The sequence below is a fragment of the Kribbella sp. NPDC051718 genome (genome assembly GCF_040681515.1).
GTDB lineage: Bacteria > Actinomycetota > Actinomycetes > Propionibacteriales > Kribbellaceae > Kribbella.
This window is the reverse complement of sequence record NZ_JBFAYZ010000001.1, coordinates 857,353-879,691: the sequence shown is the minus strand read 5'-3', so window position 1 is coordinate 879,691 and position 22,339 is coordinate 857,353. Positions and strand designations below refer to the sequence as shown.

The 22,339-nt window shown below is 68.0% G+C and carries 11 protein-coding genes; 3 read left to right on the top strand and 8 right to left on the bottom strand.

Going from position 1 to position 22,339, the window contains the following annotated elements:
• Window positions 1-75: 75 nt before the first annotated feature.
• A complete protein-coding gene (locus AB0M15_RS04315) occupies window positions 76-4,290 on the top strand; it encodes an amino acid adenylation domain-containing protein (protein WP_363813746.1) in 4,215 nt (1,404 codons plus the stop codon).
• A gap of 47 nt (window positions 4,291-4,337) precedes the next feature.
• Entirely contained in the window at window positions 4,338-5,738 is a 1,401-nt protein-coding gene (locus tag AB0M15_RS04310) for an aminotransferase class III-fold pyridoxal phosphate-dependent enzyme (protein WP_363813744.1), read from the top strand.
• Between the two features lie 2 nt (window positions 5,739-5,740).
• Here the strand turns inward: AB0M15_RS04310 and AB0M15_RS04305 are convergent, their stop codons facing one another.
• From AB0M15_RS04305 to AB0M15_RS04275, 7 genes are all read right to left on the bottom strand, one after another.
• Entirely contained in the window at window positions 5,741-5,956 is a 216-nt protein-coding gene (locus tag AB0M15_RS04305) for an MbtH family protein (RefSeq protein ID WP_363813742.1), read from the bottom strand.
• 12 nt (window positions 5,957-5,968) lie between these two features.
• Window positions 5,969-12,280: an amino acid adenylation domain-containing protein gene (locus AB0M15_RS04300; RefSeq protein WP_363813740.1), complete on the bottom strand. Its 6,312-nt coding sequence runs from the start codon at window positions 12,278-12,280 to the stop codon at window positions 5,969-5,971.
• Window positions 12,281-12,296: 16 nt separating this feature from the next.
• The gene (locus AB0M15_RS04295) at window positions 12,297-14,549 is read right to left on the bottom strand and encodes a non-ribosomal peptide synthetase (RefSeq protein ID WP_363813738.1); all 2,253 of its coding nucleotides are present in this window, start codon (window positions 14,547-14,549) and stop codon (window positions 12,297-12,299) included.
• A 55-nt stretch (window positions 14,550-14,604) separates the two neighbouring features.
• The gene (locus AB0M15_RS04290; protein WP_363813736.1) at window positions 14,605-15,864 is read right to left on the bottom strand and encodes an MFS transporter; all 1,260 of its coding nucleotides are present in this window, start codon (window positions 15,862-15,864) and stop codon (window positions 14,605-14,607) included.
• Entirely contained in the window at window positions 15,861-16,850 is a 990-nt protein-coding gene (locus AB0M15_RS04285) for a beta-ketoacyl-ACP synthase 3 (RefSeq protein ID WP_363813734.1), read from the bottom strand. Before AB0M15_RS04285 ends, AB0M15_RS04290 begins: the two co-directional genes overlap by 4 nt.
• Window positions 16,851-16,858: 8 nt before the next feature.
• Entirely contained in the window at window positions 16,859-17,950 is a 1,092-nt protein-coding gene (locus AB0M15_RS04280; protein WP_363813731.1) for a hypothetical protein, read from the bottom strand.
• Between the two features lie 161 nt (window positions 17,951-18,111).
• The gene (locus tag AB0M15_RS04275) at window positions 18,112-18,720 is read right to left on the bottom strand and encodes a helix-turn-helix domain-containing protein (RefSeq protein ID WP_363813729.1); all 609 of its coding nucleotides are present in this window, start codon (window positions 18,718-18,720) and stop codon (window positions 18,112-18,114) included.
• 49 nt (window positions 18,721-18,769) lie between these two features.
• Between AB0M15_RS04275 and AB0M15_RS04270 the strand changes: the two genes are divergently transcribed.
• Window positions 18,770-20,203: an MFS transporter gene (locus AB0M15_RS04270; protein WP_363813727.1), complete on the top strand. Its 1,434-nt coding sequence runs from the start codon at window positions 18,770-18,772 to the stop codon at window positions 20,201-20,203.
• Here AB0M15_RS04270 and AB0M15_RS04265 read toward each other — a convergent pair.
• A complete protein-coding gene (locus AB0M15_RS04265; RefSeq protein ID WP_363813725.1) occupies window positions 20,200-22,278 on the bottom strand; it encodes a Xaa-Pro dipeptidyl-peptidase in 2,079 nt (692 codons plus the stop codon). The genes AB0M15_RS04270 and AB0M15_RS04265 overlap by 4 nt on opposite strands.
• Between the last annotated feature and the right edge of the window lie 61 nt (window positions 22,279-22,339).

The following is a 22,339-nucleotide window of genomic DNA, read 5'->3' as shown; positions in this document are numbered from 1 at the left end:
GGGGGACCGGCAACTGTCGGGCCTTCCGGCCAGATCGTCGATCAGCTCTCAGACGCCCGCCGGAGGTACCGCCAGATGCTGCCGCTGTCGGCCGCCCAGCGCCGGATGCTGTTTCTTCATGAGGTTCACCAGGACATCCCCGCCTACAACGTCGCCGTCTGTTTCCGGATCGATGGCCCATTGGACACCGATGCATTGCGATCGGCCGTCCATGACGTCGTCGAGCGGCACCAGGCGTTGCGAACGATCTTCCCTTCTGGCGAAGGGATGCTGAAGCAGCGCGTCCTGTCCGCCGTTGCCGCGGCGGATGTCTTCGAGCTGAGGACGGTGGCCCCGGAGACGATCGGGGAGCAGCTGACGAAGGCTGCCGGACACCTGTTCGACCTCAGTATGGAACCGCAGTTCAAGGCGCTCCTGCTGCGGTCATCGCCACAGCGGCATCACCTTCTGCTGACCTTGCACCACATCGCGGTCGACGAGGAATCGATGCAGATCGTCTTGCGTGACATCGAATCCGCCTACTCGTCGCGATTACGCGGACATCGGACAGCCTGGTCGGCGGCAGCTGTTCAGCAGGCGGACTTCATCCGATGGCAGACCTCGGTGATCGGCCCACCGCAGGAGCCGACGCAGCTTTGCCGTCGTGAAGTGGCGCACTGGAAGAAGGTTCTGGCCTCGCTGCCGGAGCGTCGGCGGGCCGGCGCGGATCGCCTCGGACCGCCGGACCCGAGCTACCGCGGAGATCGGGTGAGCACGGCTCTGCCTCCTGGTCTGTGGGCGGACCTCAAGAGCGTCGCGCGCCGCGGTGGCGCAAGTCCGTTCATGGTGATGACCGCCGCGATCGCTGGCGTGCTCGGCGAGTCGGGCGCCGGATCGGATATCGCCTTCGGCGTCCCGATCACGCAGAGGTCGAGGAAGGAGCTCGAGGCCGTCGTCGGTCTGCTGACCAACACCGTCGTCCTGCGGGTCGATACAGCGGCGGCCGGCGACTTCGCCGAACTCGTCGCGCAGGTGCGCTCGGCGGCACTCGATGCCTATAGCAACAGTACGGTGCCCTTCGAACAGGTCGTCGCGGCCGTCCGGCCAGGGACGGCGGAGGTCGACCCGCTCTTCCACGCGATGCTGGCGTTCACCGCCGCAGAGGCGCCGAGCCTGCGACTGTCCGGGCTGACGACGGAACACGTCCCGGTGTCGATGGGGATCAGCCGGTTCGACCTGACCTTCTACGTCACCGAGAACGGCGCGCCCGGGCAGCCGTCGGCGTCGATCGCCATCAACTATGCGACGGATCTGTTCGACCGCGAGACGGTCGAACAACTCGGGCAACGTCTGGTGGACCTGCTCGAGGCTGTGGTGGGTGACCCGAAGACACTCCTGGCCGGTCCTGCCCGCCAGCCCGTGGAGAGCTCGCGCCGGCAGCCCTCACCTCGTCTCTCTGCCGGCACGACGGTCGTCGAGATGTTCCTCGAACAGGTGGCTCGCACCCCGGACGCGACAGCCGTGATCTCGGCGGCGGGAGAGCTCAGCTATGCGGAGCTGAACGCCTCCGCGGATCGAGTCGCCGGCCGGATCCTCGAGCTCGGCATCGAGCCCGAGGATGTCGTCGCGCTGGTGCTGCCGCGATCCGCCGCGGCGATCGTCGCCATGCTGGCGGTGCTGAAGGCAGGCGCCGCCTACCTGCCGGTCGATCCCGAGTATCCGGCCGAGCGGATCGCCCTCCTGCTGGACGATGCCCAGCCGAGGCTGGCCATCAGCACCGGCCAGATCGACGCGAGCCTGTTCTCCAGCATGTCTTCTGTGCTGAGGCTGGAGGAGCTGACGGAGCCCCCGCATCCCACGCCGGTCGCGGTGGTGAACCAGGCCACGGCCGACCACGCGGCGTACGTCATCTACACCTCCGGTTCGACCGGACAGCCGAAAGGCGTGGTGGTCGAGCATCGGGCTCTGGCCAACTACGTCGACCAGATCAGACGCGAGTACCGCGGTGTGGCCGGCCGCAGCATCCTGCACAGCTCGATGTCGTTCGACGCGACGATCACGACGCTCTACCCACCATTGACCGCCGGTGGGTCGATCGTCGTCTCCGCGCTGGACGAGGAGGAGCTGGCCGGATGCACGCTGGAAGGGGTCGATTTCATCAAGGTGACGCCGAGTCAGCTGCCGATGCTGGCGTTGCTGCCGGACCGCTATCTGCCGCGCGGCGAGCTGATGTTCGGCGGCGAGGCGCTGCACTCCGACGTCGTCCGCGGCTGGCGCGAGAAGCATCCCGGCCAGCGAATCGTGAACCATTTCGGGCCCACCGAAACCACGGTTGGTTGCCTGCATCATCGACTCGACGCGCAGGATCCGTTGCCGCCGGATCGAGTGCCGATCGGCCGTCCCATGGACGGTGTCGATGCCTATGTGCTGGACGATCGGTTGCGCCCGGTGCCACCGGGCGGGACCGGAGAGCTTTACATCGCAGGGGCCGGGCTCGCCCGGGGGTACCTGAGACTTCCCGCGCTCACCTCGCTGCGGTTCGTTGCCGACCCGTTCGGACGGCCCCGGACGCGGATGTACCGTACCGGCGATCTGGTCCGGCGCCGTACCGACGGTGATCTGGAGTTCCTCGGCCGCGCCGATCAGCAGGTCAAGATCCGCGGCTTCAGGATCGAGCCGGCCGAGATCGAGCTGGCGCTCGGTCAGCTGCCCGGTGTGGCCGAAGCGGCGGTCGTGGTGGGGAAGGGACCGAACGGACAGGACCAGTTGCAGGGTTATCTGAGACCTCGCAGCGGGGTCGAGCTCGACCCCGCTGCCGTGACGGCGGAGTTGGTGCAACGCCTTCCCAGCCAGCTGATCCCGACGACGATGACGGTGCTCGAATCCATGCCGCTCACTCCGCACGGAAAACTGGACCGGCGGGCGCTGGCGACTCGGGCCCCGTCGCGGCGCGGCGCCGAAGGCATGGCACGTCCGATCGCATCGGCGGCCGCCGGCGGCCTGGTGCCGGTGCTCTGCGAACTGTTCGCGGAGTGTCTCGGCGTGGAATCGGTGGACCCGGACGACGACTTCTTCCTGGCGGGAGGCGACTCGTTGCTGGCGGTCGAGCTGATTCACCGGGCCAGGCAGCATTTCGGCGCCCGGATTCCACTGCGTACTCTGCTTCGGAACGCGAGCCCCGTCGCGTTCGCGGAGGCTTTGGAGACCGGCACCGGTCCCGCCCGGGCGAGCGATTCAGGTGGGCGCCGGCTACAGATCCAGCAGCGTAGGCCCTTGCAGCCATCGCGGTCCGGCGATGCTCGAGCCGTGCTCCTGACTGGCGCAACGGGCTACTTCGGGTCGTTCCTGCTGGCTGAACTGCTCGCCACGACGAGCCTGCGGGTGCATACCCTCGTTCGTGCGCACGACGACGCCCATGCGCGCAGACGCCTGCGCTCGGCGTTCGACCGGTACGGGCTCGAGCCGGCGGGGTGGAGTGATCGGGTCGGCATCGTGCTCGGGGACCTCGAGGATCCACGGCTGGGGCTCGGCGAATCCGCCTTCGACCTGCTCGGAGATGGGATCGATGTCGTGCTGCACTCGGCGGCCGAGGTCAATGCCTTCCTGCCGCGCGAACGACTGTGGCGGACGAACGTCGCCGGCACCGGCGAACTTCTCGAGTTGGCCGTCACCCGGCGAGCGAAGGCGTTCCATCTCGCATCCACCACCTCGGTGACGGCGACGGCGCGATCGGGATACGCGGACAGCAAGCACGATGCCGAGCTACTGGTACGGACTCAGCAGGATGCGGGTCTGCTCGCGACGATCTCGCGGCTGCCACGACTCTCCGCGGCCACCGGCAGCGGACGATACAACGACAACGACATCGTGCACCGCGCGCTGCGGACGGTCCTGCAGATCGGGGCCGCTCCGGATATCGAGTTCCACGAGACCTGGCTTCCCGTCGACCTGGCCGCGTCGGCGTTCCTGGCGGCCGTTCTGGATGCGAACGACTCCAGGGCTCTCACCTTCACCACCGGGACCGCGTTCTCACTGCGAGCCTTCCTGCGGACCGCCGGCGATCTCGGGTTCCGGGTCGAGCCGATGCCGTTCGAGGACTGGGCGCGGTTGATGGAACAGAAGGCCGGGATCGCCGGAGAACTGGCTGTCGAAGTGCTTGGCGCCAAGGTGTCTCGAGCCGGCACCGCGGAGTCGAGCGCTGCTGGTCGGCTCACCGAGGAATTCGAGCAGATCAAGGTCGATCATCCGGTCGAGGCGGTCCATCGACGCTGGTTGGAGCGGCTGGCCGGCCAAACAGACAGCGAAAGGTAGCGATGCCGAGTTCGAGTAAGCCGTCCCCATCATTCAGCTGGCCCGACGTGGCAGAGATCGAGCTACGCATCGGCGAGCTCCTCCGAGCGCCGGAAGATGATCTCGACTGGCCGGCCCTGGCGGCGTCGCAGGATGATTTCCCCGACCGGCATCGGCGCTCGCAACAACTCGCCGCGGATGCGGCCGCCGTGATCGCCGGGCGCTCACACCACACGTTGGCGACCAACTCGCCGTTCCCGCTCTTCTTCGACCGGGCGGCCGGCGCCCATGTCTGGGATGTCGACGGCAACCGCTACGTCGATTTCGTCCAGGCCGGGGGAGCGAGCATTCTCGGTGGCGGCGAGACCGTTGCCACCCGACGAGCGATGGAGGTGCTCGGCCAGGCCGGACCCGCGTTGGCTGTGTCGCATCCCGACGAGGTCGAACTCGCCCGGTTCGTCTGCGAGCAGGTCCCCTCGGTGCAGCGGCTGCGGATGACCGCGAGCGGAACAGAGGCAGCGATGGCCGCCGTCCGGATCGCCCGGGCGTTCACCGGCGCCCCCAACATCGTCAAGGTGGGCAGTGCCTACCACGGCTGGTCCGATCATCTCGTCTATGCCCTTCGGCTGCCCGGGTTCGGCCGGCGAGGGGTGAACGGAATTCCGGACGGAACGCTCGATTTCACCCATGAGGTTCCTCCGAACGATCTCGACGCGTTGCGCCGGACCCTCGGCCGCCTGAGGGACCTCGGTGGGACAGCAGCCGTCGTCGTCGAGCCGTTGGGTCCGCAAAGCGGCACCTGGCCCGTTCCGGCCGACTACGACCGCGAAGTCGCGGCTGTCTGCCGTGAGTACGGCGCGCTACTCATCTTCGACGAGGTCGTGACGGGATTCCGCCTCGGACCATCCGGTGTCCAGGGATATCTGGGGATCGAGCCTGATCTCACCATCTTCGGGAAGTGCCTGACCGGTGGCTTGCCGGCATCGGGAGCAGTGGGCGGGCGAGCCGACGTGATGGCTGTCCTCGACGGCGGCAACCCTGCCTTCGCCCTGGTGGCCGGCACCCTGAGCGCCAACCCGATCAGCGCGGCCGCCGGGTACGCCACCTTGAAGGAGATGGCGGACACCGACGTCGCCGGATCGGCGTCCCGGGCCGGCGACCTGCTGGCCGGCGGCTTGTCCGACCTGGTGAAGGAACTCCGGCTGCCTTTCGTGGTCTACAACTTCGGCTCGATCGTTCACCTGCACACCTCTGGTCTCTTCCACCTGGACGCCGGCAGCCCGGACCTCGCGGCGCAGGCGGCCGCGAGGAAGCGGATACTCGACGTGTTCGTGGTGGCGGCGCTCTCGGCGGGTCTGTTGCTGCCGGCAACCGGTCGGCTCTTCACCGGCGCCGGCCATACCGATCAGGTCATCGACGAGTCGCTGGCGCTGTTCGAGAACCTGTTCCGGCTGCTTGCCGGCCGCTGAGGTCAGGACGGCGGAGTCATCTTCTCGGCCAGGCTCCGGGGACGCATATCGGTCCAGTTCGCCTCCACATAGTCCAGACAGGCCTGCCGGTCTGCCTCGCCGAAGGCCACCTGCCAGCCGCCGGGCACGGTGACGAAGGTGGGCCAGAGCGAGTGCTGACCCTCGTCGTTGACCAGCACGAAGTAGGAGCCATCCGGGTTCTCGAACGGGTTGGACATAGTCGTTCCTTCCTAAAGAGACTGCTGGTCGGACGGGGCGGAGACAATCGGCGCCAGCAACTTGGCCAGGCCTGCGACGGTCGGCGCATCGAAGATGAGCCGGACCGGAATTTCTGCGTCGAACTCCGCCGCCAGCCGGTTGACGATCCGGACGGCGAGGATGGAGTGCCCGCCGAGATCGAAGAAGTCGTCGGTCAGCGCCACCGAAGGAAGTCCCAGCACCTCCGACCAGGCGGCGGCGACCGATCTCTCGAGGGCCGACCCGGCGACGGGCGCCGCTGTCTGCGTCGCACGTCCGGGTAGCGCCGCCCGGTCCAGTTTGCCGTTGGGGGTCAGCGGAAGGTCGCGGAGCACCACGATCGACGCCGGGATCAGGTGGTTCGGCAGCTTGGTGCCGAGAAGCCGCCGGATCTCAGCGGGGTCGAGGTCGGCGCCCTCCAGCGGTACGACGTAACCGATCAGCCGGCGATCGCCATCCGCCTCCTCCTGTACGACGGCGGCCGCGAGAGCCACGCCGGGCAGGTCGGCCAGGTTGGCTTCGACCTCACCGAGTTCGATCCGGAACCCTCGCAGCTTCACCTGATGATCAACCCGGCCGACGAAGTCGAGACAACCGTCAGGTCGCCATTTGACCAGATCCCCCGAGCGGTACATTCGAGCGCCATCGGCGGCGTAGGGATTGGCGACGAAGCGTTCGGCCGACAGCGCGGGACGATTCAGGTAGCCCCGCCCGAGCCCGTCGCCGGCGATGTACAACTCGCCGACCACACCCACCGGCGCCGGCCGCAGCCGGGCGTCGAGTACGTACAGCACCATGTTCGTGCGGGGGATTCCGAGGCTCACCGGCTGATCAGCTGACAACGGGCCACACCAAGAAGAGATCGTCGTGCACTCGGTGGGGCCGTAAAGGTTCACCATCCGGCGGTCGCCGGACCATTGCTGCACAAGACCGGTGGGGACCGCCTCGCCGGCGACGACCAGAGTCATGTGTTTCGGGAGGCGGCCGGCGGGCAGGGCCGCCAGCGCCGACGGTGGCATCGTGAGATGGGTGATTCCCCACCGGGCGACGGTTTCGCAGACCGGCTCGCCCAGCCGGAGGTCTTCCGACGGCCGGACGACCAGACATGCTCCCGACAGCAGCGACATGCTGAGCTCGAGCAGGAAGGCGTCGAAGCTCGGGGAGCCGAACTGCAGGATCCTGCTCGTGCCGTCGACCGCGAAGATCTCGGTCTGGGCGGCAACGAAGCTGGACAGGCCGCGGTGGGTCAGAACGGCGCCCTTGGGGCGTCCGGTCGAACCGGAGGTGAAGAGCACACAGGCCGGGTGAAGAAGGTCCAGCGGAGATCTGCGTTCGTCGTCCGTCAAGGACGCGGGGCTGACGGCCGCGAGATCGGCGGCGCTGCCGGCGCCCGCCAGATCGATGATCGAACTCCCCTCCAGGCCGGCGGGGACACGCCCGGCCACGATGACCACTGCGGGGCGCACGTCGTCGAGCATCATGGTGATCCGCTCGGCCGGGTAGTCCAGGTCGACCGGCAGGTAGAAGGCGCCGGACTTCAGCACGGCCAGGACGGCGACGATCAGGTCCAGGGAGCGCGGAATCGCCACCGCCACCCCGTCCTCGGGCCCGATCCCCCGGGCGATCAGCAGTCTGGCCAGCTGATTCGCCCGGGCATCCAGGTCGGCGAAGCTCAGCGTCGATCCGCCATCAGTCACCGCGGGCGCCTGCGGGGCGCGGTGGACCTGTTGTTCGAACAGCTCCGGCATCGTGCACGGCGTGACATCGGCGTCCCGTCTGTTCCAGTCCGAGACAAGGCGCGTGCGCTCGCCATCGGTCCAGACGTCGAGGTCGGCCAGTCGAGTGGCCGGATCCGCCATCGCAGAGCGCAGCAGGCAGACGAATCGCTCGACCAGCTCGCCGGCGCTCTCGGGGGTGAACAGATCGGCTGCGAACTCCAGGAAGCCTTCGATCCCGCCCGGCCGGCCGTCTTCGCCGGTTTCGCGAAGGCTCATGGTCAGATCGAACTTGGCGAAGCCGATGGGGATCTCGGCGCCGTCGACGGGAATCTCCCCGAGCTTCAGCCGCAGGTCGGCGCGCGGCGTGTTCCGGAGCATCAACAACACCTGGAACAAGGGATGTCTGGCCGCGGAGCGCGGCGGGTTGACGAGTTCCACGAGCCGGTCGAACGGCAGTTCCTGGTTGTCGAACGCCTCGATGTCGACCTGTTTGACCCGATCGATCAGCTCGCCGAAGGTGGGCGATCCGGACGTGTCGGTGCGCAGGACCAGCGTGTTGATGAAGAAGCCGACCAGACCGTCCCAGCGATCGTCCTTGCGTCCGGCCACGCCGGCGCCGATGGGGATGTCCTCGCCGGCGCCCAGACGAGTGAACAGGGCCGCCAGACCGGCCTGCAGGGCCATGAAGACAGTCGCCCCGTGACTTCTGGCAAAGGCATGAAGCCGCTCATGCAGTTCCGGATCGATCTCTACCGGGACGGTGCCGCCCAGGTAGCTGGCCGACGCGGGCCGGGGCCGTGGGGTGGGCAGCGACAACTCGACCGGCAGGCCGGCCAGTTGGGCCACCCAGTAGGCGGACTGACGGTCCAGTTCCAGGGATCCTTCAGCCTGCTGGGCGATGCTCTCCTGCCACACCGCATAGTCGGCGTACTGGTGCGGGAGCGGCAGCCACTGAGGTCGCCGGGCCGCCGTCCTGTCGGCGTACGCCCGCTCCAGGTCGTCGGCGAACGGGCCGAAAGACCAACCGTCGCCGACGATGTGATGGAAGACGATCAGCAGCACCTGATCCGCCTCGGCAGTCCTGAGCAGCCAGGCGCGCAGGGGCGGGTCGCGGGTCAGGTCGAAGCTCAGTCGCGCCTTGTCGAGGAGGATGTCGTCCAGCTCGGCGGGATCGATCGTCTGAACGTCCAGCACAGGCCCGACCTCGCTCGGGTCCAGGATCACCTGATGGGGTCCGTCCGAGTCCTGCGGGAAGATCGTCCGCAGGATCTCGTGCCGCTCGACGACGTCGCGCAGGGCAGCCGAGAACGCCTCGATGTCGAGCGGGCCTTCGATCGGGGCGACGTAGGGGATGTTGTAGACCGACGCCGGGATGCCGGACTGGTTGAGGAACCACAGTCGTCGCTGATGAAGTGACAGCGGAATGCGGGCCGGGCGGCTCCGGGCGACCTGAGCGGGTTCCGGCTCGGTCGCGTCGAGCAGACCGGCCAGCAGCGCGGGCGTCTGGTGCTGGAACACGTCGCGAACCGTGATCGGCCGTTGGGTCGCCTTGGACAATCGGGCAGCCAGCTTGACCGCGTGCAGGGAGTTCCCGCCCAGGTCGAAGAAGTTGTCGGAAGCACCGACCTCGCCGATCCCCAGAATGTCCGCGAGTTGCTCGCAGACCAGGCGTTCTTGTTCCGTCGCGGCCACCGCCCGTTCGCCGCTGGAGACCGCGGCCGGCGACGGCAAGGCGGCGCGGTCGATCTTTCCGTTCGGCGTCTTCGGCAGCTCGTCGAGCATCACCAGGTAGCTGGGCACCATGTAGCTGGGCAGGGAGCGGTCGAGGAACGCCCGCAGCTGCGCGGAGTCGAGCCGGGCGCCCGGCCTGAGCGAGCTGTAGGCGACCAGATGCTTGTCGCTGCTGTCCGGCTCTGCCACGATCACGATGACCTCGGCGACCTCCGGATGCGTCACGATGGCGGCTTGGATCTCGCCCAGCTCCACCCGGAAGCCGCGGAGCTTGATCTGATGGTCGGCCCGGCCGACGAACTCGACATAGCCGTCGGATCGCCAGCGGACGGTGTCTCCGGTGCGGTACATCCGGCCGCCCCGGTCACTGAACGGATCCGCGACGAAGCGTTCCGAGCTCAGCCCCGGACGGTTGAGATACCCCCTGCCGAGACAGTCCCCGGCGATGTACAGCTCGCCGACGACACCGGCCGGAACCGGTCGGAGTCCGGAGTCGAGGACGAACACCCGCGCGTCGGCGAAGGGTCTGCCGATCGGAATCGGACCCGCCGGTATCTCCGCGGAGACCGGAATGCGGTAGTCGAGGCACCCGCAGGTGCACTCGGACGGCCCGTAGTGGTTGATGATGTCGACATCAGGATGCCTGCTGCGCCAGCCGGTGAGTGCCTCCCCGACCAGTGGCTCACCCGCGACGATGAACTCCTGTTGGGGAGCGCAGAGGTCCGGGAGCGTGTCCAGCAGGCTCAGATGTGTCGGTGTGGCCTTCAGGAACCCGTACTCGCCGATGGCGTCGATGTGGTGTGCGTACTCCTCGACGCTGGCCACGATCAGGTGGCCGCCGGCGGCGAGCGCGCCGAAGAGCGCGGTCAGGGTGATGTCGAACGAGAGGGACGAGTAGAGCAGGACCTTGGAACCGAGGCTCGGGTACGCGGTGGCCGCCCGGGTGACGTAGTTCGTCACGGATCGGTGCTGGACGGCGACGCCCTTGGGGTTCCCGGTCGATCCCGAGGTGTAGATCGTGTACGCGAGGTTCGAGAGATCGAGCGGATGGCTCCGGTCGGCTGAGCCCAGATCCCCGCCGGACAGCCGCGCGAGCTGCTCTGCTGTCGTTACCGCGTCGATGAAGATCAGCTCCGCGTCGAGCGACGCGGGCAGGTCGCCCGCCCCCTGCTGGTTCGTCAGCACCAGCGAGACCCGCGAGTCCTGCAGGATGTAGGCGATCCGGTCGGCAGGGTATTCGAGGTCGACCGGAAGGTAGCCCGCACCCGCCTTCAGCACCGCGAGCACGGACACGATCATCTCGACCGAGCGTGGGATCGCGACCCCGACGAGGTCGTCGACCTGGACGCCGGACCGGACCAGAAGCCGGGCGAGCCTGTTCGCCTGGTCGTTCAGTTGGGCATAGGTCAGGCTGCTGCTTCCCGCGGTGACCGCCGCGGCGGCGGGCTGTCGCCGTACCTGCCGTTCGAAGAGTTGCATCACGTCGACGGGTTCGGGTCGGTAGCGCGAGGTGTTCCAGTCCGAGGCGGTCAGCTGACGTCGTTCGTCCGCGTCGACCGTGTCCACATCGCCCGCACAGCGGACAGTACCCTCGGCCACCTGGGCGAACACCTGAGCCAATCGATCGAGATGTGCCTGCATCTCCTGGTCTGTATAGCGTTCCGGGTGTGCGCTGAGATCGATCCGGACGTCGTCCTCGCCGGCGTTGCTGTAGACGTAGATGACGACATCGTCCACCGGACCCAGGGACAGCGGTCGCATCGAGGCCCGGCAGTCGCCGAGGGTCAGCGAGTACTCGAACGGGTTGATGTTCAGGTGCCACCCGTACAGCGGTTCGTCACTGCGTAGGCCGAGGTCGCGCTTGATGTCCTCGCCCCGGTAGCGCTGAGCGTCCAGCGCGGCGAGTGTGGCCGCGCTGGTCTCCCGGACGACCTCGCGGAGCGGCTTGTGGGAAGGGACATCGAGGCGCAGCGGCAGCACGTTGGACAGTTGCGCCGGGGTGCTGCGGGCCACTCCGGCGGCTCGGCCGGTCACTGTCAGGCCGATCACGACGTCGTCGGTACCCATGATCTTGCTCAGATAGATCGTCGTGGCGGCGGTCAGCACAGCCGGCCATCGAACGCCGTACGCCGAGGCGAGCCCGGTGATGCGATCGAACTGCGCTCGCGGAATCCGCCCTGTCACCCGGTGGGCCCGCGCGGTCGTCCGGGACTGCCGTGACGACGGCGATACGACCGCTGGCCGGTCCGCGAACTCCTCCAGCCAGTGGACCCGGTCCCGGTCGAAGTCGGGCGAGGCGCGGTACTCGATGTCGGCGTCGACCACCTCGGAGAGCTTGCCGAACGTCGGTGCGGCATCGGCATCGACACCGGTCAGCAGCCGGGAGTACTCCTGCCCGACCCGCTGCGCCAGCAGGTGGACGCCGTACCCGTCGAGTGCGGTGTGGTGCGCGTGGACGAACCACGAGAACTCAGCCGGGCCGATCAGCAGCATCGCCTGGTGGAACAAGTCGCCGACGGTGGGATCGAGGGGCTCCGCGGACCTGGCTTCCATCCAGGCAACGGCAGCGGAGCGAGGGTCTTCGTGGTCCCGCAGGTCGATGACCGGCAGCCTCCACGGCCCGGGCTCGATCGTCTGCAGCGGGCTGCCATCGACGTGCTCGACGACCCGGAGGTGGAGTGCGTCGGAGTCGGCCACCGCCAGCCGGACGGCTTCCTCGAACAGATCTGTCCGAAGATCGCCGTGGATCTCGAAATAGCAGCCGACGTTGAAGACCGCGCTGTCGGGTTCGAGCTGCTGGGCGAGCCAGAACTCCCGTTGGGCCGAGGTGAGCGGAAACACAGCGGACGCTGACATGGTGGGCGGCTCCTGATCAGTTCGGAGGGTCGACCTGGTCGACGATCTGGGCGATGGTCGGGTGGCTGTAGAGCTGGCCGGCCGTGGCCTCGAGCCCGGCTTGGTTCTTCATCCGGCTGAGGAGTTCCGCGGCCAGCAGCGAGTAGCCACCGAGGTCGAAGAAACTGTCGTGGACACCGATCGGCTCCACCTCCAGCACATCGCCCCACAACGATGCGAGTTCGCGTTCGCGAGCAGAGCGGGGGCCGGTGTACTCGGTGGCGAGCGCTCGCGGCGATCGATGCCGGGTCGGCAGCGCGTTGCGATCGACTTTTCCGTTCCGGTTCAGCGGAAGACTGTCGCGCACGATGATCGCCCAGGGCAGCATGTACGACGGCAGCCGGCCGGCCAGGTGATGACGGAGCTGCTCCGCCACTGGTGCCTGGTCGGTTTCCGCCGGCACGACGTACGCGAGCAAGCGGTACTGCCCGTTGCTCTCCGGCTGGGGAACGACGGCCGCGCTCCGGATCAGCCCGCTGCGCAGCAGTTCCTCCTCGATCTGCGCGGGCTCGACCCGGAAGCCGCGAACCTTGAGCTGGCGATCCACTCGTCCGACGAACTCGAGGTTGCCGTCGGACGCCCACCGGACGAGGTCACCCGTCCGGTACATCCGGCTCCCCGGTTCCTCGGCGTAAGGATCGGCGACGAATCGTTCGGCAGTGGTGGCAGGCACGCCCAGGTAGCCGTGGGCAAGACCCTGCCCGGACAGATAGAGCTCACCGTCGACCCCTGGCGGCACGAACCGCAGCGCGGAGTCGAGAACCTGGATCCGGGTTCCGTCGATCGGCGTACCGATCGGAACGGTGTTGCCCAGCGGGGCTTCGCCGCTGGTCCAGCAGGTGCTGTAGGACGTGTTCTCGGTCGGTCCGTAGCCATTGGTGAACAACAGCTGGGGCCAGGCCGTCATCAGCTCGCGAACGCGAACCGCCGAGGCGACCTCTCCACCGGTCAGCACGTGCCGGACCCGCTGGAACGCCTCGACGTGGCTGGTGATCATCTGATGGAGCAGGCCGGTGGTCAGCAACAGCACGGAGATGCCGTTCCTGATGATCGTTTCGGCCAGATCAGCGAGGTCGACCGGCCGGTTCGGATAGATGACGAGTCGCCCGCCGTTGAGCAGCGGGCCCCAGATCTCGATCGTGGACGCGTCGAAGGCGATCGGGGACAGGTGCAGAAAGGTATCCGCCGGACCGATCGTCATCCAGTTCGGCCGGATCAGGAGCCGGACGATTCCGCGGTGCGCCACTGCGACGCCTTTCGGCACCCCGGTCGACCCTGACGTGAAGCTCACATACGCGACGTGATCCGGCGTGACGTGGGGCAGTTCAGGCGCGGTGGCATCGACGGGCGGCAGCGAGGCGAGGTCCAGCAGCAGAAGGCCTTCCTGGTTCGGTAGGACGTCGAACTCGCCGGGGCCGGAGACGACGACGGCCGCACCGGCCAGCCGCAGCACCTGGGACACTCTGGCCGGAGGGTCGCTGGGCTCGATGGCCAGGTAGGAACAGCCGGCCTTGACGATCCCGACAAGGATGGCGATCAGCTCGGTGGAAGGCCGGCAGCGCACACCGACCACGGACTGCGAACCGGCTCCGGTCCGGAGGATGGCGTGGGCGACCTGATCCGAGAGTTGGTCGAGCTCGCGATAAGTCAGTGAGAGATCGCCACAGCTGACCGCGGCGGCTTCCGGCTGCCGGCTCGCCTGCTCGCGGAAGAGTTCGGGAATCGTCCGCTCGGCTGTGGGTGTGCTGCCCGTTCCGCCGAACTCGCGAACGGCGCCGATCTCTTCGGTGCTGACGAGCTGAAGGCTGCTCAAGGTCGTACCCGGCGAGCTGTCCAGGGTGCGGACCGTCATTTCCAGCTGCTCGAGCCAACGCGTCCGGTCGTCGCGGTGGGGCACCGGTACGCCGATCTTCAGACCGGCGAGATCGTCGCCGTCCGCGACCGTGACGATCGGGCTCGCGGGGCCGGCGGCTTCCTGCCCGCTGGTCTCGGCCGGCCACCAGGTCACGTCACCGGACTCCAGCTCGGCCAGCGGCGCCATGGTCACCGCGACCGAATCGGCCAGTTCCCCGATTGTCGTGCGGGCGTCGACGCGGACCTGATAGCTCTGTTCCAAGGGATTCTCGGATCGAGGCCGGCGGTACTCGACGGTGATGGTCGACTCGCCCGACCTGCGGTGCGCGACGGCGACGGCAGCGGTGACCGCCGAGATCGCCTTGAAACGGGTCACGTCAGATTCCTTTCGAGCTGATTCCGCTGATGAGTGGCCGGAGCAACCGGCGGTGTCAGGCCGTGGCGGCCGCCCGTTCTGACCGGTACTGCGAGCGCAACGGCGAGAGCCAGAGCATCACGATGCCGATCGGAAGCAGACAGGCCAGGACGAGGATCGTCGGTCGTAGCCCCAGCACTGTTCCCAGCAGCCCGCCGACAAGCGCTGCGATGGGTCGCAGCCCGGCCTGGAGCCAGCTGACCGTCGCGTTCATCTTGCCCAGATCGTCCGGCGGGCAGGAGATCACCCGATAGGAGCGCTGGGCAACGTTGTAGATGATCGCCGACGCCAGGGTGAGGCAGAGGCCCACCGCCGCGATGATCTGACCGCTCAGACCTGGGGCCACCAGTGCCAGGGTCACCTGGCCCGGTGCGAAGAAGAGCTGGCTGAACAGCAGAACACGAACCATTCCGTAGCGCTTGATCAGGTTCGTGGCGCAGAGGCTGCCGGCCAGGCCGCCGCCCGCGCCGATGCCGAGAATCAGGCCGACCGTTTGAACCGACCAGTTCAGCTCGCGCACGGCATAAGGCAGCAGGATGGCGTTGATCGCGGCCAGCAGGAAGTTTCCGAGCGCGTTGCTGGCCGTGATCATGACCAGAATTCTGTCGGCCACGACGAGCCGGAGGCCGCCCGCCATCTCACGGCGAAAGGATCTGTTCGCCCCGTGCGGTCGTTGCGGACGTGGCTGGCGATGCCTGATGAACAACAGGCTCACACTGCTGACGAGATAGCTGAAGACGTCGACGAGAATCGCGCGGCCGGCGCCGAACCTGCCGATCAGCAGGCCTGCCACACCGGGGCCCGCGAGGCTCGCGAAGGAGGTGGCGGTGACCACCATGCTGCTCGCCGAGACCAGTTGCTCCTTGCGCAGGAGCGTGGCCGGATAGCTGAGGTAGGCGCTGCTGAAGAAGACGTTCAGGCACCCTGACAAGCAGGCGACGACGCACAGTTGCCAGATGGAGACGACGTCTGCGAAGACCGCGAGCGGCACGGTCAGCAGGATCGCGCCGCGGCCGATGTTGCAGCAGAGCATGACGGTGCGCCTTCGTACCCTGTCGACGATCACTCCGGCCGGAAGGGAGACGATCAGCCAGGGCAGTGACGCCGCGGCTGCCAGCAGGCTGATGCCGAAGGTCGAGGAATCCAGCACTGCGATGGCGATCAGTGGCAGTGCGAGCACGGTGATCGACTCGCCCAGAAGGCTGATCGCCTGCCCGCTCCACAGAATGGCGAAATCGCGATTGCGCCACGGGGAGGTCGATTCTGCGCCGCTCATCCGTTGGGCGTCGGAGCCGAGGGCGGCGAAGGAGCCTGATGGAGGCAGCCTTTCCAGTCCAGCAACGCGGCGCCCCAGGTCGCGCCCGCGCCGAAGGCGGCCAGCATGACCTTCGTACCCGGCGGAATCCGGCCGTCGGCCTGGGCGAGATCGAGGGCGATCGGGATCGAGGCCGCCGAGGTGTTGCCGATCTCGCTGAGATAGAGGGCCGCGCGTTCCGCCGGTACGCCGAGTTGCTCGGCGACCTGGCCGACGATCCGGCTGTTCGCCTGATGCGGTACCAGCAGGTCGATGGCGTCGATCGGGATCCCGCCGGCCCGGGCCGTTCTGACCACCGCGTCCACCATCGTCTCGATCGCCATCTGGTAGACCTCGATGCCGTCCATCCGCAGCACTGGGTCCTCGCGCCGCACCGTGAGGATCTGTTCCTGGCTACCGTCGGACGCAAGCTCGATGCTGATCCGGCAGGCGCAGGGCCGGTCCGAGCCGGTCACGATGATCGCTCCGGCCCCATCGCCGAAGAGCGGAGCGGTGACCAGGTCGGTCGGATCGACGATTCTCGAGGTGGCCTCGGCGCCGCAGACGAGAACGGCTGTCGCCCGGCCTGCCTCGATCTTGGCCACCGCGTAGTCGAGTGCGTAGAGGAACCCGGTGCAGGCGCCGTTGACGTCGACGGCACCGCAGTTCGGGGCATCGATCCGCCAGCCGAGTTCGGTCGCGAGCGAGGGGGAGGCCCGGTCCGGAGTCAAGGTGGCTACGACGACGAAGTCGATCTCCCGGGCCGACAGGCCGGCGTCTGCCAGTGCCCGCTGGGAGGCGGTCACGGCCAGGTCGGACAGCTTCTCGCCTTCAGCCAGCCGGCGCCGCCGGTGGATCCCCGTCCGGCTGCTGATCCACTTGTCGGTGAGCCCGAGGCCGGCGAAATGATCGTTCTCGATGACGGTCTCGGGAAGGGCGCTTCCGGCGCCGGCTACCACCGCGTGCATGGAAGTCCTCACTGTGGTCGGACGGAGCTTTCGGCCAACGCCGGGAGGGCCCCGCCACGGAGTCGGGACTGCAGGTGGATGAGGCGGGCCTCCGCCTCGGCCAGGGCGGACACTGGGAACCCTTCGGTGAGCATCGGAAGTTGTTCTCCGAACAGTGTCCGGATCTCTTCCCCGAATGAGACCCTGCCATCTTCCAGGACTACGCCGGAACGAGCGGCCCAGCGTCGGTTGGCAGCTATCGCGGCCGCTGGTGTCAGGCCGGGCGGCAGGTCGAGGCTGACCTTGCCGCTCGCTATCCGGACCGGGTAGCCGCCGGGCAGACCGTTCGGTCCAGGAAGGTTCGTGAACGTGGGTGAACCACGCAGGATCTCGATCAGCAGGCGCGCCGAGACAAGACCGGTCAAAGCGTTCAGCGCGGGCCGCGGCGTCGAGCGTTGTCCTGCCAGCAGCCGGCCGACGTCGCTGACCGGCTCGTCGTCGACGAAGGCGATCGCTTCGTCCGCCGATGGTATGCCGGCATTCAGGTGCTCGTGATGGGCAAGGACCTTCAGGCGTTGCCCGCCGTGGAGCCCGAGCGCCGCCACCAGGGAGGCGGCGATGAGCGCGACGTTGCCGAGACCGCTGAAGACGGGCAGACCCAGCTCGGTCAGGAGTGGATTGACGGCATCGGGCAGACAGGCGTTGAGGAAGGGGACGCCGGCCGCCGCTGCGGGAAGTGCCGCTCTCCGGGCGATCGCGGCCTGCAGGGGCAGTGCCGCCGCCAAGCCGGCCCGGCCGAGGAACCGGGTCCACTCCGAGGGTCGTTGCAGCCGTTCCCACGGTGACTGCAACGAGGCGCAGACGACCACACAGTCAGGTCGGTGGGTGTCCACCAGCCGGCCATGGTCGGACGCCGACAGCACGTCGATCGTCGCTGTCTCGACCAGGAGCCGACGTGGAGTCGTCGCCGCGCGAGCGGTCGCGAGATAGGCCAGCTCGGCGGTACGGGCTGGTGTCCGTCCGGCGATGACCAGGCGAAGGTCCGGGCGGTCGAGGATCGCGAGCGAACAGACGATCTCCCGGGCGAGCTCGCCGGTGCCGACGATCAGGAGGGTTCTCATCCGAGGGGTCCGGTGGGCGACGACGTCTGCATCATCCGGTCGATCCCCTCCCAAGTTCGCCGTGCAGGCGGTTTGCGGCCGGTTGAAGTGTCTCAAATCAATCAGGTCCAGGTGCTCGTCCGCGTGGCGCTTCCGGGTGGCCTGCGCGGCTGATCGAGGCGTCAGGGGTGTGGGCGGACTCCCTCGCGGAGGATGGTGAAGAGGCCGTCCAGGCGGGCTCGGTGATTGGCCTCGATGGTGGCTGTGGGGGAGTCGGTGAGGCGGTGGCGGGCTGTTTCGGTGAGGACTGTGGTGTAGCCGGCGATGAAGAGGGCGGACAGGAGGGCTGGGTCGGTGTCGGAGCTTTGGGGCAGTTCCTCGGTGAGGGTTTGCTGGAGGTCGGCGGCCAGTTCTCGGGCCCGGGCGATCAGGGCGGGGGAGCCGGCGACTGTTCGGAAGAACGTGACGGAGCGGTCGTTGAGGCCGGACAAAGGGTGCTTCTCGTCGGCCAGGTGGAGGGTCAGGGCTTGCAGGGAGGTCAGGACGTCCTCGCCGGGGGCGCGGTCGCGGATCGCGGCGCGGAGGAACTCGTGGGCGTCGTCGACGCGGTCGAGGAAGAGGTCTTCCTTGCGGGGGAAGTGGTTGAAGACGGTGACGCTGGAGACGCCTGCTTCGCGGGCTATTTCGGCGACTGTGACGGGGTCGTAGCCGCGTTCCAGGAACAGGGTGGTCGCGACCGAGAGGATCCGGGCTCGGGTTTGGGGGCCGCCGCGCGCGCTGGTCCGAGGCATTCGCCCTCACTTCCTTGTGTAACTAAACTTAGTGACATAAGATAGTCGTATGTCATCTCAACTGGCCCCCATTGTGGTCCGCGAGCCTCGGTCGTTGCGGGAGGCCTGGGTCGCGTTGGCCGGGCTCGCCGCGGTGTTTCTGTTCGAGATGCTCGACAACTCGATCCTGAACGTCGCGCTGCCGACCATCGGCCGTGAGTTGCACGCCTCGACGACGAGCCTGCAGTGGGCGACCGGCGCCTATGCGGTGGTGTTCGGCGGGCTGATGCTCGCGGCCGGCGCGATCGCCGACCGGTTCGGGCGGCGGCGGATCATGTTGATCGGGCTGGTCCTGCTCGGACTCGCGAGCTTGGCGACCGCCTTCGTCACGACGGCGGAGCAGTTGATCGCGGTCCGGGTGGCGATGGGGATCGCGGCGGCGATGACCACGCCGGGCTCGATGGCACTGGCCTTCCGGCTGTTCGGCGACGACGGGCTCCGGCTCCGCGCGCTGAACCTGATCTCGACCGTGGGCATGGTCGGCCTCGCGATCGGCCCGACCACCGGCGGGTTCGTGCTGGCGATCGCGCCCTGGCAAGTGTTGCTCCTCGTGAACGTACCGATCGCAGTGCTCGCGATCATCGGCATCCGGACCGGTATCGCCGCCGACGATCCGCTCGAGCTCCATCGCGATCCGCTGGACGTCGCCGGCGCGTTGCTCGGTACTGCGGCGATCGTGCTCGCGCTCATCGCGCCGACGCTCTTCGTCAATCAGGGTGAAGCGTGGATCCCCTGGGCAGTCACGGCGGCCGCTGCCGCAAGCGCCATCACGTACTACCTCCGCGAGCGCTCAGCGCGCTACCCACTGCTCGACCCGAAGCTCGTCGCCCACCCACTGGTCTCCAGCGGTCTGGCCTTCAAGGCCGCCTCCGCCCTCGCGGTCGCAGGCCTCAGCTACCTGGTGACCCTGCAGCTGCAGCTCGACTGGGGTTGGTCACCGGCTCTCGCGGCCATCGGTATGTTGCCGCAGGTCATCGTCTTGCTGGCAGGCAGCGCGTTCGTCAACCCATTCGTCAAGCTGGTCGGCCTCGAATGGGCCGCCCGACTCAGCGCCACAGCAGTCGTCCTAGGGCTCGCCGTCTACGCAGTGCTGGGCAGGTTTGGCTACCCCTGGATCGCCGCAGCACTCGTGCTGGTGGCAGCCGGTATGCGAGTGGTCGGCCTGGTCGCGGGCACCAATGTCCTCCGCGGCCTCCCGGAGAACCGGACCACGATCGGCGCGGCCCTGGTCGACACCGCCGGTGAGGTCACCTCTGGTGCCGGAATCGCCATCACCGGCACCATCCTCGCCGCGTTGTTCACGGGCAGTATCGCCACTTCACACTGGAGCGCCGAGCAGACCAGCCAGTTCCGCGAGGCGGTGATGGTCGCGGGTCTCACCATCACCGCCGTCGCGGCCGCACTAGTTGCCTGGGGCATCCTCCGCTCGAGGAAAGCTGCCTAAGAAGTAGCCGCCTTGAAGGCGCTGATCCCGCCAACGACCGGCAGGTTGAACGAGCTGCCGTGCAGGTTGAGGGTCAGCTTGGTCCCCGCCGGCGGCCGGATGGTGAACTCCTGGTCGCTGGACAGCACCATCAGACCCAGGCGATTGCCCGCCGGTACGACGACGTCCTTCGGCTGCAGGTCGACGTCGACCCGGTCGGTGGCGCCGATCCGGATCGGCGTCTCGACCCAGTCCGAATCGCGGTTGGCCGGATCACGCCAGCCTCGGGTGAGGATGGTGGCCGCGCCGCTCGGGGCGTAGCTGACCAGCGCGACGGACAGATTCGCCCGCGGCGCGTCGAAGGCGACCTTGAGCGACACGGTCGGCGTACCACTGATCCGGACAGGCTTGGTCAGTGCGCCAGTCTGGTAGATCAGCCGCTCCGGAGCCGCCGCCGCGTTGGCCGAAGCGGTCGCCGAGATCGCGACGTTGTCGACGAGCGTTTCGCGGGTGCTGCCGTCCTTGCCGACTGTGAGACCGCCCCGAGCGTTGCCGCCCGGCGTGAACCGGAGGTCGACCCCGCCAGTGGCCGGGTCGGGCCATTCGGCGTACGGGGTCGGGTTCGCGGTGTTGCAGACCAGGTTGACGACGGTGCCTCCGGCAACCTTCTGGCCGGCCCCGGTCGCGACGGCCGTGGACAGGACCAGGTGGGTCGAGTCAGGGATGTTGGAGATCAGCCGGGTGGTGTTCGTGATCGTCCCGTTGGCGTTGGTCTGCGGGACGGTCAGTGTGAACCCGATCCGGAACGCGCTGGTGTCCGCCACCGTCAGAGTGGCGGTGTTCGCTTGATCGCCGGTCACGGTGCTCTGCCGGGCCGGGCAGGCCGCGGGCTCGCGGACGACCCAGGAACGAGGCAGCTGCTCGACACCGTTCTGCACGCCGTACAGGTACCGCGTGAACCAGTAGTTGATCAGCACGTCCGGCGGCGCGCCACCGTGGCCGCCCTGGTGGAAGTAGAACATGTGCGGCACGCCCTGCTTCTTCAAGGCGTCGTAGAACTGGGCCGCGTTCTTCGTCATCACGTTGAAGTCATTGTTGCCATGCGCAACCAATGCGGCGGCGTGCACGTTCTGCACGTCCTTCATGTAGTTGCGTTCCTGCCAGAAGGCGCTGCGGTCGCCCGTCGCCCGGTCCTGGTTCGCCTTCAGCTCGTCGAGCACCGGCTGGCAGATCGTCCGCTGGGTGGTCTCGTCCAGCCGCGAGTACACCGCGTCGGCTAGGACGTCGAGATCCTCGCCCTGGAACGTGCCAGGCGCCCGGACCATACCGTTGGCGCGGTAGTAGTCGTACCAGTCGGAGATGGCCGAGATCGGCACGATCGCCTCGAGGCCCTGTACTCCGGTAGTCGCCACCGCCTCAGGAATCGTCCCGTTGTAAGACGTCCCCATCATCCCGACCTTGCCGGTCGTCCACGAAGCGACCGCAGGCGTATCACCGTCCCGAGTCGTGTACGCCGGTACGCGACCGTTCAGCCAGTCGATCACCGCCTTGCCGGCCAACGTCTCGTTGCTGCCACCCGAGGTCGGGCAACCGTCCGAATGCCCGGTACCCGGCGACTCGGCGTGGACGACGGCGAACCCGCGCGGCACCCACCGGGACTCGTAGACGGTGCTGATCACCGGGCTGGTCTCGCGCCCGGCCTGGAACGGGGTGGCGACCCGCGACGCCGGCGGCTGGCCGAGCGGGTGGTCGACTCCCCAGTTCGCGGCGTCGTTGAGGCCGGCGTAGTACGGGCTGTCCTCGAAGATGACCGGCACCTTCAGGCCGTCGGTCAGTACCTCGCCGGGCGCGGTGAAGTCGGCGTGGATCCGGTCGGGGCGGCCGTCCCGGTCGGAGTCGAAGGGCGCCTGCACCCAGACCTCGCCGCTGTACCAGTCGGCCGGGTTGGTCGAGAAGACATCCTGGGCCAAGCCGTTCACGAAGGTCGGTGTCACCCCCTGCGCCTGAGCAGTCGTCGGCGCGGTGGCGAGCAGTGCCCCCGCCACCAGAGCGGCCGCCGCCGCAGCGCCGGTCACCCCACGAACACGTCGTCTCATTCGGTCCACCTCACGTTGTCGTCGGCCCCCGAACCTGATGGCTGCATCATCCGGTGCCGCT

What these genes read in the sequence shown, in the direction of transcription:
- AB0M15_RS04315 (WP_363813746.1), top strand. Translation starts at nt 76, where the DNA reads ATGCTGCCGCTGTCGGCCGCCCAGCGCCGGATGCTGTTTCTTCATGAG.
- AB0M15_RS04285 (WP_363813734.1), bottom strand. Translation starts at nt 16,850, where the DNA reads ATGCACGCGGTGGTAGCCGGCGCCGGAAGCGCCCTTCCCGAGACCGTC.
- AB0M15_RS04270 (WP_363813727.1), top strand. Translation starts at nt 18,770, where the DNA reads ATGTCATCTCAACTGGCCCCCATTGTGGTCCGCGAGCCTCGGTCGTTG.
- AB0M15_RS04265 (WP_363813725.1), bottom strand. Translation starts at nt 22,278, where the DNA reads ATGAGACGACGTGTTCGTGGGGTGACCGGCGCTGCGGCGGCGGCCGCT.
- AB0M15_RS04290 (WP_363813736.1), bottom strand. Translation starts at nt 15,864, where the DNA reads ATGAGCGGCGCAGAATCGACCTCCCCGTGGCGCAATCGCGATTTCGCC.
- AB0M15_RS04275 (WP_363813729.1), bottom strand. Translation starts at nt 18,720, where the DNA reads ATGCCTCGGACCAGCGCGCGCGGCGGCCCCCAAACCCGAGCCCGGATC.
- AB0M15_RS04280 (WP_363813731.1), bottom strand. Translation starts at nt 17,950, where the DNA reads ATGAGAACCCTCCTGATCGTCGGCACCGGCGAGCTCGCCCGGGAGATC.
- AB0M15_RS04300 (WP_363813740.1), bottom strand. Translation starts at nt 12,280, where the DNA reads ATGTCAGCGTCCGCTGTGTTTCCGCTCACCTCGGCCCAACGGGAGTTC.
- AB0M15_RS04305 (WP_363813742.1), bottom strand. Translation starts at nt 5,956, where the DNA reads ATGTCCAACCCGTTCGAGAACCCGGATGGCTCCTACTTCGTGCTGGTC.